Below are 14,244 nucleotides of genomic sequence, written 5' to 3'. Positions count from 1 at the left end.
GCCCGCGACAGAGAGGCTCGACCATGCACGACACCGCACCAGGGCCGGCCTCGGCCGTGGAGTTAGCGGTGCCCGGCAGCAGGCCCGGCAGCGGATCCGGCGGCAGGCCCGCCGGCGGGCCCACCGGCGGGCCCGGCACCTTATCCGGCCCGGCAGCCGCGGCGACTCCGCTCCCCCGGCTGGTCGCCACCGACCTCGACGGGACCCTGCTGCGCGGCGACAGCACCCTCTCCCCGCGCACCCTGGCGGCCCTGCGGCGCACCACGGGCCTCGGCATCCACCACGTCGTGGTCACCGGGCGCCCCGCCTCCGGCTGTGCGCCCTTCTTCGACGCGCTCGGCTACACCGGGCTCGCCGTCTGCGGGCAGGGCGCCCAGATCTACGACGCCGGGCGCGGCCGGCTGCTGTCCGCCGTCGGCCTCGACCCCGGCGCGGCCCGCGCCGCCCTGGACCGGCTGACCGGCCTCGTCGGCCCGCTGGACCTGGCCGTCGTCACCTCCGGGGCCGGCGGCGAGTTCGTCATCACCGCGGGCTTCGGCCGCGGCGACGAGCGCGCGCTCGCCCCCTACCGGCTGGCCGCTCCGGAGAACCTGTGGGACCTGCCCGTCGACAAGGTACTGCTGCGCCACCGCACCCTCGGCGACACCGAACTCGCGGAGGCGGCCTCCCTCTGCGCCGGCCCGGGGCTGGCGGTCACCCACGCGGGCCCCCGCATCGTCGAGCTCCTGCCGTCGGGCTTCGACAAGGCCACCGGCCTCGCCCGGGTCGCCGGCGCCCTCGGTGTGACGGCCCGGCACGTGACGGCCTTCGGCGACATGCCCAACGACATCCCGATGCTCGCCTGGGCCGGGCATGCGGTGGCCATGGCCAACGGCCATCCGGAGCTCAAGGCCGTGGCAGACGAGATCGCACCCGCCAACGACGAGGACGGTGTCGCAGCGGTCCTCGAGCGGATCCTCGGACACGCCGAGCCGGTCCCCGACCAAGGAGTTCGACCATGATGCGCGTGGACCTGCTCACCCGGGAGTACCCTCCCTTCGTCTACGGCGGCGCGGGCGTCCACGTGGGCCAGCTCGCCCAGCACCTGCGCGAGCTCGTCGACGTACGGGTCCACTGCTACGAGGAGGCGCCCGAGGGCGAGGGGGCCCGCGACGGGGTGCACGCCCACCCGGCCGTGCAGGGCTTCGGCGACGCCAACCCCGCCGTCCAGGCCATGGCCGTCAGCCTGTCCATGTCGCACGCCGTGCGGGGCACCTCCGTGGTGCACAGCCACACCTGGTACGCCAACTTCGCCGGGCACATCGCCAAGGTGCTGCACGGCGTCCCGCACGTGGCCACCGCACACAGCCTGGAGCCGATGCGCCCCTGGAAGGCCGAACAGCTCTCCGGCGGGTACCGGCTCTCCTCCTTCATGGAGGAGACCTCCCTGTCCGGGGCCGACCGCGTCATCGCCGTCTCCCGGGCCATGGCCGAGGACGTCGCCCGCACCTACCCGAGCGTGGACCCGGACCGCATCTCGGTCATCCACAACGGCATCGACGTCGAGGAGTTCGCCCCCGACCACGGCACCGGGCACCTCCAGGAGTACGGCATAGTCCTGGACCGGCCGCTGATCGCCTGCGTGGCGCGCATCACCCGGCAGAAGGGCCTGGACCATCTGCTGCGCGCCGCCCAGCACTTCGCCCGCGACGCCCAGCTCGTCATCGTCGCCCAGGCGTCCGACACCCCCGAGCAGCGCCGCCGCTTCGGGCTCGCCGTCGACCGCCTGCGCGAGCAGGGCGTCCGCGTCACCTGGATCGCGGGCGCCTTCCCGCGCGCGGCGCTGCGCCAGCTCCTGACGCATGCGGAGGTGTTCGTCTGCCCGTCGATCTACGAGCCCATGGGGATCGTCAACCTGGAGGCGATGGCCTGCGGCACCGCCGTGGTGGGGACCGCCACCGGCGGCATTCCGGAGGTCGTCGTCGAGGGCAGCACGGGGCTGCTGGTGCCCATCGAGACCGCGCACGGCGGAGCCGGCGAGCCGGCCGCGCCCGAGGTCTTCGCCAAGGAGATCGCCGCCCGGGTCAACCACCTGATCGACGACCGGGCCGCGGCCCGGCGCATGGGCCTGGCCGGCCGGGACCGGGCCGTCAGCCGGTTCTCCTGGCAGTCCGTCGCCGAACAGGTCCGGCGCGTCTACGAGGCGGTCGCATGAGCACGCCGCCTCCCGAACGCCCGGCGCACGTCATCGCGGTGGCCTACGAGTGCGGTGCCTTCGACCCGCGCCTGATGCGCAGCGGCACCGCCTCCCTGGTGTGGAACTCGGCCCGGGGCCTGGCCCGGGCCGGCCACCGGGTCAGTGTCGTCACGCCCGCCCACGGGCAGGCCGCACACCTGCGCGAGCACCACGGAGCCCGGGACTCCGGCTGGCGCGACGCACACGCCCTGCCGCTGGAGCTCGACCCCGCGGTGTGGCCGGGCCATCCCGCATCGGCGCGGCACCCGGTCACCACCGGGGCCCTGCACGTGCAGCGCGAGGGGGTGGACCTGTACTTCCTCACCGGCGACCCCCTCGACGCCTACCCGGAGTCCTTCTACCCGGATCCGGCCGACGAGGGCCGGGAGCTGCGGTTCTGCAAGCCGCTCGCCTTCCAGCTGGCGGCGGTCCGTTTCGTGCGCGGCGTGTTCGGCGGCGAACCGGCGCTGATCCAGGCGCACGAGCCGCTGCACACCCACCTCGTGCCGCCGGCCTTCTCCGCGGACCTGCTGAAGAGCGTGGTCGCCACCGTCGCCACCAACCACCCCGTCAACACCGGGGTGTACGCGCCCCAGGTCCGGGCGGCGCTGGACGAGCTGGGCGCAGGGGGCGACCTCGACCGGTACGCCGACCCGCCCGAGGAGGACACGGTGCTGGCGGCGGCCCTGCGCGCGCACCTGCCCGGTACCCGCCTGTACGAGCCGGGGCCGCCGGACCACCTGAGCATCATGTCCCTGGTCCACGACCACTGCGACGGCGTCGACTTCCTCTGCGAGGGCCAGCGCGAGTTCTACGCCGGCTTCGCGGGGACGCCCTTCGAGCCCCGCTACCGGCAGCTCACCGTCAGCGCGGTCACCGCCCGCAACGCGCACAAGCACTTCGTGGGCGGCTGCGGCATCTCCGACAGCTGGCTGGCCCGCGACGAACGGGCCGTGGACCGGGCCGGGGTGCTGCGGGGCCTCGGCCTCGACCCGGCCCTGCCGACCTTCTACCACGCCGCCCGCTACGCGGTGCACCACAAGGGGCAGCTGGAGCTCATGCGGGCCGTGGAGCAGGTGCTCGAGGAGGGCGTGCGGGCGAACTTCGTCATCCGGTGTGCCTCCGCCGGCGGCGCCGCCGCCGACCCGTACTTCGCGTCCGTCGCCGACCGGCACCGCGGCCGGCTGCACCTGGACTGGCGGATGGTGGGCGAGGACACCCTCTTCGAGCACGCCGTCGCCGCCGACTTCTGCCTCTTCCCGTCCAAGTACGAGCTGGACACCTTCCTGATCGCCCAGGGCGAGGCCATGGCCTGCGGGGCTGTGCCCATCGCCACCGCGCAGGACGGCACCCGCCACTTCGGCCACGCCTTCGACTTCCGTGCGCCGGACGCCACCGGGTTCGCCGTCGCCCGCTCCTTCCGGCAGGACGATCCGCTGCTCGCGCGGGCGCTCGCCGAGCGGATCCGGGAGGCCGTCGGCCTGATGGCGGACGAGCCGCAGGAGTACCTGCGGCTGTCCCGCAACGCCCGCGACCGGGCCCGGTCGTTCACCTGGGAGCGGAGCACCTCGCTGCGGGCGGAGCGGTTCCGTGCGCTGTACCCGCCGGTGTCGGCGCCCTCGCCGGAGGCCGGGGCCGCGCCCGTTCCCGGGCCCGCGGCGGCCCCGCCCCCGGCGGGGCGGGCGGTCGTCCGCAGCCACGGCGGCGGGTGGAGCCTTGCCTTCCGCGGCGAGGAGGCCCTGGCCGTGGCGGCCTTCGTCGGCGGCGCAGGCGCGGCCGTCGCCGCGCACCCGCTCACGCGCACGGGCGGCGGCTTCAGCGCCGCCTTCCCCGGCTCGCCGCCGGCCGGGGGCGTGGCCCTGCTGGTCACGCTGGAGCGGGGGCGCTACCGGTGGCAGGTGGCTCCGGTGTAGCCGGCGCCGGTTCGTGCCCGTGCGTTCACCGCAGCCGTTCGAAGGTGTTGTTGCGGGCGGCGGCCGTCAGGGGGCCGGCGGCCGCGGAGCCGGTGGGGGTGAGGGCATCGGCCAGGCGCAGCGGTCCCGGAGCGGCTGCCAGGTCCTCCAGGGTGACCGGGCGCCCGGAGCCGTCCGCGATCACGTGCTGCCAGTTGGGGTGCTCGTCGTCGGCGGTCCCGGGCAGGTTCTGCGAGCGTACGTCGCCCACCGCGTCCGGCAGCCAGACACCGGTCAGGAGGGCCGGTGTCCGGGCGAGGTAGCGGTGCAGGGCCAGGGTGTCGGCCGACGGTCCGTCCGGTGCCGTGCTCTCGGGGCCGGTCGTCAGGCCCATGCGCTCCAGCTCCTCCCGCCACGCCCGTACCTCTGCTGCCGCCGTCTCGCGTTCCTGCTCCAGCGGGCCGTTCAGCATGCCGTGCCGGTCGAGCTGCTCCAGGTGGAGGCCGCCGAGCCGGGCCGCCGTGCTGGGCAGGTCGTGCGTGGTCACGGTGGCCAGGCAGCCCTCGCGCCACTGTCCGGCCGCCAGGGGCCGGCCGTCCCCGTCCCGTTCGAACCACAGCACCGACGTGCCGAGGATCCCGTGGTCGGCGAGGAGTTCCCGTACCCCGTCCTCGACGGTGCCGAGGTCCTCCCCGACCACCATCGCGCCGGCCCGGTGGGCCTCCAGCACCAGCACGGCGAGCATCGCCTCGTGGTCGTACCGTACGTAGGCGCCCTCGGCGAGCGGCCGCCCGCGCGGCACCCACCACAGCCGGAACAGGCCCAGTACGTGGTCCATGCGCAGGGCGCCCGCGTGCCGCAGCACTCCGCGCAGCAGGTCGGCGAAGGGCGCGTATCCGGCCTGGGCGAGCCGGTCCGGGCGCCACGGCGGCTGCTGCCAGTCCTGGCCGAGGGCGGTGAACGCGTCCGGCGGGGCGCCGACGGTGATGCCGGGTGCGAAGAGGTCCTGCAGGGCCCAGGTGTCGGCGCCGCCCGGGTGCACGCCGACCGCGAGGTCGTGGACGACACCCACCGCCATGCCGGCGTCCTTCGCCGCCCGCTGTGCGTGCTGCAGCTGCCGGTCCACCGTCCAGGCCAGCCACCGGTGGAACTCCACCTCCTCGGCCAGCTCGGTGCGGGCCCGCTCGACCGAGGCGCCGCGCGGGTCGCGCAGGGCGGCCGGCCATTGCCGCCAGTCCGGTCCGTGCCGTTCGGCCAGGGCGCGGTAGGTGGCGAAGTCGTCCAGCCGGCGGCCCTCGCGCCGCAGGAACTCCTCGAAGGCGACCTGCAGCCCCGGGCTCCGGGCCACCCTGAACAGCAGCTGCAGCGCCTCCCGCTTGACCTCCCACACCGCGTCCCGGTCGATCAGGGCGTTCCCGTCGAGGACCCGGGCGCGCAGGGCGCCGGCGCGTTCGGCGATCGCTTCGGCGCTGCGGCGTCCGGCCGCGTCCAGGTAGGCGTACTCGGGGACGTCCTCGATGCGCAGGTGGACCGGGTCGGGGTAGCGGCGCGAGGAGGGCCAGTACGGCGAGTGGCCCGCCGTGGCCGCGGGCAGCATCGTGTGGAGCGGGTTGACCAGGAGGAATCCGGCGCCGAGGGCGCCGCCGGACCACTGGGCGAGGTCGGCCAGGTCGCCGAGGTCGCCCATGCCCCACGAGCGCTGCGAGAGCGCCGAGTACAGCTGCGCGGTGAACCCCCACGACCTGCCGTCCGGGGTCCGCACCCGGGCGGGGGTCGAGATCAGGGCGGCCCGGGCGCTGCGTCCGTCGGCGGTGGACAGTTCCAGGCTGTGGTAGCCGAGCGGGAGCCGCTCGGGCAGGACCCCGCCCGGGGCCTCCAGCCGTCCGCCCTGCTCCAGGCCGATCCACAGCCTCGCCCCGGGGGGCACCGGTACGGTCTTCGGCCGCCCGGCCCGTGCGACCACGCAGAGCGGCAGCAGCCGGTCGGTCTCGGCTGCGCGCGCCCGGTCGAGGGCCGAGCGGACGAGCGCGGGGGTGGAGGCGTCCACGTCGAGGGCGGCGAGCACGCCGACGAGGGCTGCGGGGCTCACGGTGACCTCGGTGCCGTCCCACGCCGTGTGGGACGTGTCGACGCCGTGGAGGCGTGCGAGTTCGAGGAGGTCGTCCGACAGGGGTGGCGTGGGCGGCATGGGCGTCATGGGTGCTCCTGGGGAGGGAGGTTTCGGGCGGGGGCGGCGTGCGGGGCGCCCGGTCAGGTCAGCCGGAAGACCCGGGTCGGCGACTTCGAGGGGTCTCCGGGCCGCAGGTGCAGCTCGCCGCGGGCGGGCAGCAGCACCGCGGCGGCCACCGTGCGCTCCTGGCGCACGTCCCCGTTGGCGGGGACGCAGATGGGCCGTGCCGAGAGGGCGGCGAAGTGGTCCTCGGCGCCGGCGTCGGCGGGAAGGGCCGCCAGGGCGGCGCGGGCGGCGTCGAGCCGCTTGAGCGAGGAGCGCCGGGCGAAGACGTTGAGCTCGTCTCGGGGGGCGAAGTCCGGGTCGAGGAAGTGGTTGGTGTGGGCGGTCTCGGGTCCTTCGGTCTGCCGCCATGCGCCGTCGAGGTGCTCCACGCAGACGGCGCGCGTCGCATCACAGAGCGTCAAGGAGCGGGAACTGGCGAGCGGGAGGGTGCGCAGCAGGGCCAGCGCGCCGTCGACGTCGTCGGCGTGGTCCAGTACGTGGCGGATGGCCAGGTACGGGGGGACGCCCGGCCGCCAGCGGCCGCCGAGCACCAGGTTCAGCCCGACGGCGAGGCCGGAGCTGTTGAGGCCGAGGTAGCCGTGCAGTCCGCCGAAGCTCAGCAGCAGCGAGCGCCGGGGCGAGCCGGTGCGGGCCAGGTCCAGGACGGCGATCTGGTCGTCCAGGTTGCCGTTCAGGTCGACGGTCTGCGCGAGTACGGGCTCCTGTCCCGGGGAGGCCGTGCCCGTGCGGGCGTAGGTGGTGCAGTCGCCCGCGGTCGGCACCTTGCGGTAGCCCATGATCTCCCGCCGCAGCTGCAGCAGGTAGGCCTGCTCGACGCTGAGGCCGGCTCCGGCGGCCAAGCCCTCGGTCTCGGCCGCGAGGTCGGGTACGGCCGCCTCGATCTCGGCCCGGTAGGCGGCGACGACGGGCGCCAGCTCGGCCTCGTCGACGGGGCGGGGCAGCAGCAGGTTCAGCCGGCACAGCGCATCGCCGACGAAGGCCTGCAGGTCCGCGGCGCGTGCGCGGCCGTGGTGCAGGCCGAGGGCGTAGGGGTCGCCCTCGGCCCGTACGAAGGGGATCGGGCCGTGCACCGGGCTCAGGCCCCCGTGGCGGCGTGCGCCGCGTCCGGGACCGCGAGCAGGTGCTCCTTGACGCTCGGCCACTCGGCCCGCAGCACGCTGTAGAAGATCGCGTCGCGACGGCGGCCGCCGGGCATGTAGTTGAAGCTGCGCAGCGTGCCCTCCTCGACGGCGCCGATGTTGCGCAGGGCGCGGCGGGCGCGCTCGTTGAGGATGTCGGTCTTGAACTCGACGCGCTCGGCCTGCAGCGTTTCGAAGGCGTGCTGCAGCATGAGGAACTTCGCCCAGCGGTTGACGCCCTGGCCGCGGAAGTCGCGGCCGAGCCAGGACCAGCCGATCTCCAGGCGCCGATCGGCCTCGGCCATGTTGCCGAAGCTCATGCTGCCGGCGGCGCGCCCGGTGTGCTGGTCGGTGATGTGGAAGACCACGCGCCGTCCCGCCTCCTGGTCGGCGAGGGAAGCGTCGAAGAACGCGGTGTAGTCCTCGTCGGTGTCGACGCGGCTGACGAAGTAGTCCCAGATGTTCGGGTCGAGGGCGAGGGCGTGGAGCGAGGCGCGGTGCTCCTCGGTGATCGGCTGCAGCAGGACGTGCTCGTTCTCCAGCACGGCGGGTGCGGCGGTGGTCCAGTTCATGTGGGGCGTCCCTGTCTCGTTCGGGGTGGGGCTCGGCGGGGCGGGAGCCGGCCGGGGAGGGGGTCAGGCGACGATGCCTGCCTGCGCGGACTCGATCTCGGCGGCGAAGGCGGCCCGGATCCGCGGCCTGAGCGGCTTGTACTGGGAGGACAGCAGGCCGGACGCGATGGTGAACGGCTCCGGCGCCACGATGACCCGGCTGATGCGTTCGTGGCGCGGGCCCAGTGCGTTGGCGGTCTCCAGCTGGGCGGCGATCGCGGCCTCGTCGGGGACCTCGTCGGCCGGTGAGACGACGGCGACCAGTTCGGAGCGGTCGGAGCCGAACAGGACGCACTCCTCGATCGCCGGGGACCGGCGCATCCGTTCCTCGATGGGCCGGACCGCGATGTTGCGCCCGTTGCCGAGGGCGATGACGTCGTCGGCGCGTCCGGTGACGAACAGGAAGCCGTCCTCGTCGACGTAGCCGACGTCGCCGGTGCGGACGGTGCCGTCCGGGGCGAAGATCCGCTCGGAGGCGCCGGGTTCGGCGTAGCTGTAGCCGCGGCCCACCGGGAAGTCGCTGCGCACGCTGATGTTCCCCTGCTCGTCGAGCAGGACCTGCTTGCCGGTGACGACCCGGCCGACGCTGCCCTCCTTGTGGGCGCCGGGGTGGTTCTTGGTGACGATGCAGGTCTCGTTCATGCCGTAGCCCTCGTAGACGGGCAGTCCGCAGGCGGCGAAGAAGGCGAGCATCGAGGCTCCGGCCGGGGCGGATCCGGTCCACAGGTAGCGCACCCGGTCGCCGAAGAGCTGCCGGGCCGCGTCCCGCAGGGCCTGCCCGGGGTCGGCGGACGTCTCGGCGGCGCGGGCCGCCCGGGTCTCGATGTGCCGTTTGGCCAGCTCGTAGAAGGCGGGTACGCCCATCACCACCGTCGGTGCGGTCCGGCGCAGCGCGGGGAAGGCCGAGCCGTAGGTGCTGATGGTGAGGTCGTGGCCGAAGCAGAGCGCGGAGTACACCCAGTAGCGCTGCTGGAGCAGGGACAGGGGCAGGAAGACGAACAGTTCGTCGCCGGGGCCGTGCGCGAACATCTCCTGTACGGCGCGCAGCGAGCTGTCGATGCTGCCGGCCGTGGCCGCGAGTCCCTTGGGCGTGCCGGTGCTGCCGGAGGTGAACTTCAAGGTGGTGGGCTCGTCGGCGGCGTACGAGATCTGCGGCAGCGGCTGCGGGGACGGCCCCGGCTGCGCGGCCAGGGTCCGTGCCTCGGCGACGGAGAGGATCCCGGCGTGCGCGTCGACCGCGTCCGCCTCGTCGGTGAAGAGCAGGGTGAGCGCGTACTGCTCCATGAGCGCGCGGCCGGGGGCGAACTTGCCGGCCTCGAAGCCCGCGGTCAGGACGCCGAGCCGCAGCGCGGCGAGGTCCAGCAGGACCCATTCCAGGCAGTTGGCGGCGACGATCCCGATGCGGTCACCGCGCCGCAGGCCGCGCCGCTGCAGGGCGGCGGCGAGGTTCCCGGCCATCGTGTACAGCTCTTCGAGGGGGTAGGACTCGGTGGGCCCGGCCCCCCGGAAGGTGATCCGGTGGCCCGGTGCGGGGGCCGTGGTGACCAGCTGGTTCAGTGCCGAGTGGGTCATGCCCGCTCACGTCCGTCCCCGGTCACGGGGGTGAAGAACACCCGGTCCGCGAGGTCGACCGCGGTGCCCGGCGCCACCAGGGCCGCCACCTGCGGCCACTGCGCCGGCTCGCCGGCGTCGCCGCCCAGGGCGGACGAGAGGCGGGCGGCGAAGCGCGGCATGACCGGGGCGGCGCACCGGGCGAGGAGCTGCGCGGCGGCGAGTTCGAGGGCGACGGCGGTACGGGATTCGCTGCTCCAGTCCTCGAGGCCCGCCGTGGAGGCCTCCAGGGCGGAGAAGCGGACCGCGTCGCGGACCAGTGCGCCGAGCTCCTCGGCGGCCTGGTTCAGGGAGAAGGCGTCGGCGCCCAGCGCGACCGAGAGGGCGCGCCTGCGGTTCTCCAGCCGGGCGAGGAAGGCCGAGTGCTCCGGCCGCCAGCGTCCGGCGTCCGGCGCGAGCCCGCCGTACTCCTTCTGCACGCGCTCGCCGAGGTCCTGCAGCCAGCGCTGCCAGGTGCCGATCAGCTCCTCGTCCAGCAGGCGCCCGAAGGCGGCCGTCTCGAAGTTGGTGCGGCGGCCCTCCGGGCGGGTGCGGGCCAGGAAGTAGCGCACCGCGTCGACCGAGTCGGGGGTCAGGATGTCCTTGCCCCAGATGGCGTGGCGGCGGCTGGTGGAGAACTTGGCCCCCTCCAGCAGGTAGAACTCGTTGACGTGGTAGTCGATGTCGGCCTTCCAGCCCGGGTGCGCGAGCTTGTACAGCGCCGGGTAGAGCACCGAGTGGTAGAAGCTGTTGTCGTACCCGAAGAAGTGGACGATCTTCCAGTCGTCGGCGGGGGCCGCGGCCTGCCACGGGCGGCCGATCCGGCGGCCGAGGGCCTGGATGCCGTGCAGGAAGCCGTAGGCCATCTCCGGCCACACCCATACGACCTGGCCCTTCGCGGCCGGCTCGGCGGGCTCGACGCCCCAGTCGGAGGGGTGGGTGAGGGCGACGTCGTAGGGGGCGCGCCGGAAGATCCGGTGGGCCAGTTCGCGCAGCCGGGCCGGGGTGCGGCCGGCCCGCTGGTGCTCCTCGACGTGCCGGCGGTGCTCGTGCAGCGGCAGCATGTAGCGGGTGGTGCTGCCCTCGCGGGGCTTGGTGCGGTCGGCGGAGGCCACCGGGTCGATGAGGTCCACGACGGAGTTGGGCTCCCCGCACTCCTCGCAGATGTTGCCGCTGGTGGTGCTGTAGCAGGTGGGGCAGGCGCCGGTGACGTCCACCTCGTACAGGTACCGGCCGGTGGCGGCGTCGAACAGGGCGGGCGCCTCCTTGGCCTCGACGCCGCCGGAGGCGACCAGGCGGGAGAAGAACTCCCTGAGGGCCGGCGGGTAGGTGTCGTCGGCGTTGGTGACGGTGTACTGGTCGGGTTCCGCGTCCAGCAGCTTCAGCGTCGCGGCGATCTCCGCGCTGAAGTGGGCCGCGGTCTCGGCGGGTTCGCGTCCGTCGCGCCGGGCGGCCGCCTGGACGTAGCTCTGGAAGTCGTCGCTGCCCGTCAGGTGCCAGGCCTCGGCGCCGTTCATCCGCTGGAAGCGGACGTACGCGTCGGCTCCGAGGTAGGGGCCGGAGAGGTGGCCCAGGTGCAGGTCGCCGTTGGGCGTGGGCGGGGTGGAGAACACGAACTGGGGGCGGCCGGCGAGCCGTCCGCCGCCCTGTGCGGCGGCCGCTCCGGCGCGGTGGGCGTCGCGCCAGTACATGGTCAGGAACACCAGGTCGTCCTCGCCGGTGTTCTCCAGCACATGGGTCTCGAAGGGCTCGAAGACGACCATCGAGCCGGCTCCGACGCTTCGGCGCTGCCCGTCGACGACCACCTCGCCCTGTCCGGCGGTGATGACGAAGGCCTCGGTCTCGTCGTGCCGGTCGGGGTCGGAGGCGCGGCCCGGGGCGACCCGGCCCCAGCCGGCGCCGACCCCGGCTCCCTCGATCCCGTACATCTCGATGCCGAGGGCGGCGCGCAGGGCCTGCGGGTCGAACTTGCTGATGATCATGTGAAGCTCCTTGACGCGACGGTGTGCGGCGGCAGCGGCGGCGCCACGGTGGAGGAAGTGCGGGCCGGCCCGAGGAGTGCGGCGGCGGCCTCGGCGGCCATCGCCGGGGCGAGCCGGTATCCGGAGCCGTTGGCCGCCCCGGCGAAGACGACGTTGCGGTGCGGGTCGACGGGCCGGACGACGGGGGCGCGGTCGGGGCTGTACGCGTCGCAGAAGACCCGGCCGGTCGTGCACAGCGGCGCCAGCTCGGGGGCGAAGCGGGCCAGGGCCGTGTGGGCCTCGTCGATCTCCACGGGGGTCAGGTGGCCCGCCACGTCGTCGGGCGAGACGTCCCACTGCCGGCAGGTGTAGCTGAACAGCCAGTGGCCGCGGTGGTGCAGGGGCAGGAGGAACGCGTCGGTGTCCTCGAAGACGACCACGCCGTCCCCGAGCAGCGGCCGCCGTTCGACGTGCAGGGCCACCACCTTCTTGACGCGCAGGGCGAGCGGTTCCAGCCAGGGGGCCCAGGCGGGGTCGGCGAGCCACGGGCCGGGGGCGAGCAGCACCTTGGCCGCGCGCAGTGTCCCGCCGGAGCCGAGTTCCAGTGCGACACCGTCGGCGCCGGACGCCATGGCGGTGACGCGGGTGCCTTCCAGGAAGCGGACCTCGGGCCGCAGCGCCGCGGCGAGGGCCTGTGCGACGCCCTGTACGTCGCCGTACTGGCCGCCCGAGACCTGCCAGGCGAGGTGGTCCGCGGGCAGCGCCGCGAGGACGCCGGGGACCGCGTCGGTGCGGCTCAGCCCGGCTCCCGGCAGGTACGCCTCCTGCAGGCGCGGCGTGGAGCTCTCGTGGGCGACCACGGTGGTGCCCACCTCGTACACCGGCAGTCCCGGCATCTCGGCCTTCAGAGCGCGGTAGCCGAGCTCGCTCGCCTGCGCCATCCGCCGGACCCGCTCCGACGCGCCGCGGGGGAAGTGCAGTCCGGCGGAGCGGCGGCTCGCGCCGCTGCCGACGGCCTCGCGGTCGATGACGGCGACCGACGTGCCCGGGCGGCGGGCCAGGATCTCGCGGGCCGTCATGCAGCCGACGATGCCGGCCCCGACGACCGCGACGTCCACGTACCCGTCCCCGCTGCTCAGGCGGCCCATGTGGGCTCCGTCCCGAGCGAGGGCTTCGCCGACCATTCGATGAACGACGGCAGCTGCTCGTCGGAGCGCACCCCGCGCAGCCGGTCCGCGATGCGCTGCGAGCGCCAGGCGTTCAGGCTCAGGTTCGGGTCGGCGAGCCCGCGCTGGCCGCGGGTGGCGTTCTGCACGAAGATGTTGCGGTCCGCCGGACCGTCCCAGCGCACCGCGTAGCTCTCGTCCACGCGCAGTTCGTCGCCCTCGCGTTCCAGCCGGTCCGCGATCGGGGCGAGGAAGTCCGGGCCGGCCGGGCGGAATCCGGTCGCCCAGATGACGACGTCGGCGTCGATGAGCTCCTGCCGGCCCGGCTGGTCGTTGTGCTGCAGGGCGATCTCCCGGCCCGAGCCGTCCGCGCCGGTGAGCTGCTCCACGGAGCGGTTGGGGTAGAGGGCGAAGACGTCGTGGGCGCCCTCGATGAAGCGCAGGACGTACAGCCGCTGGTAGATCTCCCGCAGGGTGGACTCGGAGATGCCGTCGCTGGAGAGCACGTTCTTGCTGTTGAAGGCCTCGCGCGTGGCGCGGTCGAGGCGGAAGAAGTGCTCCGAATGGCAGGGCATGTAGAAGTCGTTGGTGAACGGCGAGTCGTCGATCGGGAAGTAGTTGGCGCGCCGGGACACCCACGACACGCGCCGGGGCAGCTCGTCGCCGGTGCGCGAGAGCAGGTCGAGGACCGCCTCGGCGCCCGACTGGCCGCCGCCCACGACGCACACCCGCTTGCCGCCGAGCGCGCCCGCGCGCAGCGCGAACTCGTTCACGTGGAACTGGTCGGCCGCGCCGGCCTCCGCCTGCGGCGGCATCCAGGGCCGGGTGCCGACGCCGACGGCGATGTTGTCCGCCCGTACCGTGCGCCGGTCCGTGCGCACCACGAACTCGGTGTCGAAGTCCACGGAGAGCACCTCCTCGCCGAAGGCGAGTCCCGGGATGCGCTCGCTGGCCCAGCGCATGTAGTTGCGGAACTCCTGCCGGGGCAGCGCGTCGAACTGGGCGTTCAGGAAGTGGTAGATCTTCCCCTGGTCGTGCAGGTAGGCCAGGAACGAGAACGGGTTGGTCGGATCGGCGAGCGTGACCAGGTCCTTGAACAGCGAGACCTGCAGCGAGGCGCCGGGGATCTGCTGCCCCTCGTGCCAGCCGAAGGCCGCCTTCTTCTCGAGGAAGAGGGTGCTCACCTGGGAGTGCCCGTGCAGCAGCGACGCCAGGCTCAGGTTGGCAGGACCGACACCGATGCCGACGCAGTTGTAGTGCAGGTCTTTTCGTTCGGTTGCTTCGTGAGCCATTTCCGGATTGCGCCCTTCCGATCCGATCCGGGTTGTCCGGGAGGTGTGACGAACTAGATTTCGCCTCCATCCTTGGCCCCGGCCCCCGGGCAGGGGCAGCCCCTCCTTCGGGTATGCCTGCCACGCCAGGGCCGAAGGTGCGCCCATGTGCGCCTTGGGCGCG

The 14,244-nt window shown here is 74.2% G+C and carries 10 protein-coding genes; 3 read left to right on the top strand and 7 right to left on the bottom strand.

Features of this window, described 5'->3' with window-relative positions:
* The first annotated feature begins 23 nt into the window (after nucleotides 1–23).
* From AB0F11_RS01735 to AB0F11_RS01725, 3 genes are read left to right on the top strand one after another with little or no spacing between them, the layout of a single operon-like run.
* The gene (locus tag AB0F11_RS01735; protein WP_362167107.1) at nucleotides 24–1,001 is read left to right on the top strand and encodes an HAD family hydrolase; all 978 of its coding nucleotides are present in this window, start codon (nucleotides 24–26) and stop codon (nucleotides 999–1,001) included.
* Nucleotides 998–2,194, top strand: a complete 1,197-nt coding sequence (gene glgA / locus AB0F11_RS01730) for a glycogen synthase (protein ID WP_362167105.1) — start codon at nucleotides 998–1,000, stop codon at nucleotides 2,192–2,194. Before AB0F11_RS01735 ends, glgA begins: the two co-directional genes overlap by 4 nt.
* The gene (locus AB0F11_RS01725) at nucleotides 2,191–4,128 is read left to right on the top strand and encodes a glycogen/starch synthase (RefSeq protein WP_362167103.1); all 1,938 of its coding nucleotides are present in this window, start codon (nucleotides 2,191–2,193) and stop codon (nucleotides 4,126–4,128) included. Before glgA ends, AB0F11_RS01725 begins: the two co-directional genes overlap by 4 nt.
* A 25-nt stretch (nucleotides 4,129–4,153) precedes the next feature.
* Here the strand turns inward: AB0F11_RS01725 and malQ are convergent, their stop codons facing one another.
* The 7 genes from malQ to AB0F11_RS01690 all read right to left on the bottom strand — a co-directional run bounded on the left by malQ (nucleotide 4,154) and on the right by AB0F11_RS01690 (nucleotide 14,081).
* Entirely contained in the window at nucleotides 4,154–6,304 is a 2,151-nt protein-coding gene (malQ, locus tag AB0F11_RS01720) for a 4-alpha-glucanotransferase (RefSeq protein ID WP_362167101.1), read from the bottom strand.
* A 53-nt stretch (nucleotides 6,305–6,357) separates the two neighbouring features.
* Complete coding sequence (locus AB0F11_RS01715; RefSeq protein WP_362167099.1) at nucleotides 6,358–7,413, bottom strand: C45 family peptidase; 1,056 nt, start codon at nucleotides 7,411–7,413, stop codon at nucleotides 6,358–6,360.
* A gap of 5 nt (nucleotides 7,414–7,418) precedes the next feature.
* Nucleotides 7,419–8,033 (bottom strand): GNAT family N-acetyltransferase, encoded by a 615-nt coding sequence (locus tag AB0F11_RS01710; protein ID WP_362167097.1) that lies wholly within the window; start codon nucleotides 8,031–8,033, stop codon nucleotides 7,419–7,421.
* A gap of 63 nt (nucleotides 8,034–8,096) precedes the next feature.
* Complete coding sequence (locus AB0F11_RS01705; RefSeq protein ID WP_362167095.1) at nucleotides 8,097–9,644, bottom strand: AMP-binding protein; 1,548 nt, start codon at nucleotides 9,642–9,644, stop codon at nucleotides 8,097–8,099.
* The gene (locus AB0F11_RS01700) at nucleotides 9,641–11,644 is read right to left on the bottom strand and encodes a class I tRNA ligase family protein (protein ID WP_362167093.1); all 2,004 of its coding nucleotides are present in this window, start codon (nucleotides 11,642–11,644) and stop codon (nucleotides 9,641–9,643) included. Before AB0F11_RS01700 ends, AB0F11_RS01705 begins: the two co-directional genes overlap by 4 nt.
* Nucleotides 11,641–12,771 carry an FAD-binding oxidoreductase gene (locus AB0F11_RS01695; protein WP_362167091.1) on the bottom strand — a complete coding sequence of 377 codons (1,131 nt, stop codon included), beginning with the start codon at nucleotides 12,769–12,771 and terminating at the stop codon, nucleotides 11,641–11,643. Before AB0F11_RS01695 ends, AB0F11_RS01700 begins: the two co-directional genes overlap by 4 nt.
* Nucleotides 12,759–14,081, bottom strand: coding sequence for a SidA/IucD/PvdA family monooxygenase (locus AB0F11_RS01690; protein WP_362167088.1), 1,323 nt, complete (start codon nucleotides 14,079–14,081; stop codon nucleotides 12,759–12,761). The genes AB0F11_RS01695 and AB0F11_RS01690 overlap by 13 nt, the downstream gene beginning before the upstream one ends.
* Nucleotides 14,082–14,244 lie beyond the last annotated feature (163 nt).

Source organism: Streptomyces sp. NPDC032472 (assembly GCF_040636955.1).
Taxonomy (GTDB): domain Bacteria; phylum Actinomycetota; class Actinomycetes; order Streptomycetales; family Streptomycetaceae; genus Streptomyces.
Note: the sequence above shows the minus strand (reverse complement) of the source record. Positions and strands in the feature narration are given on the sequence as shown.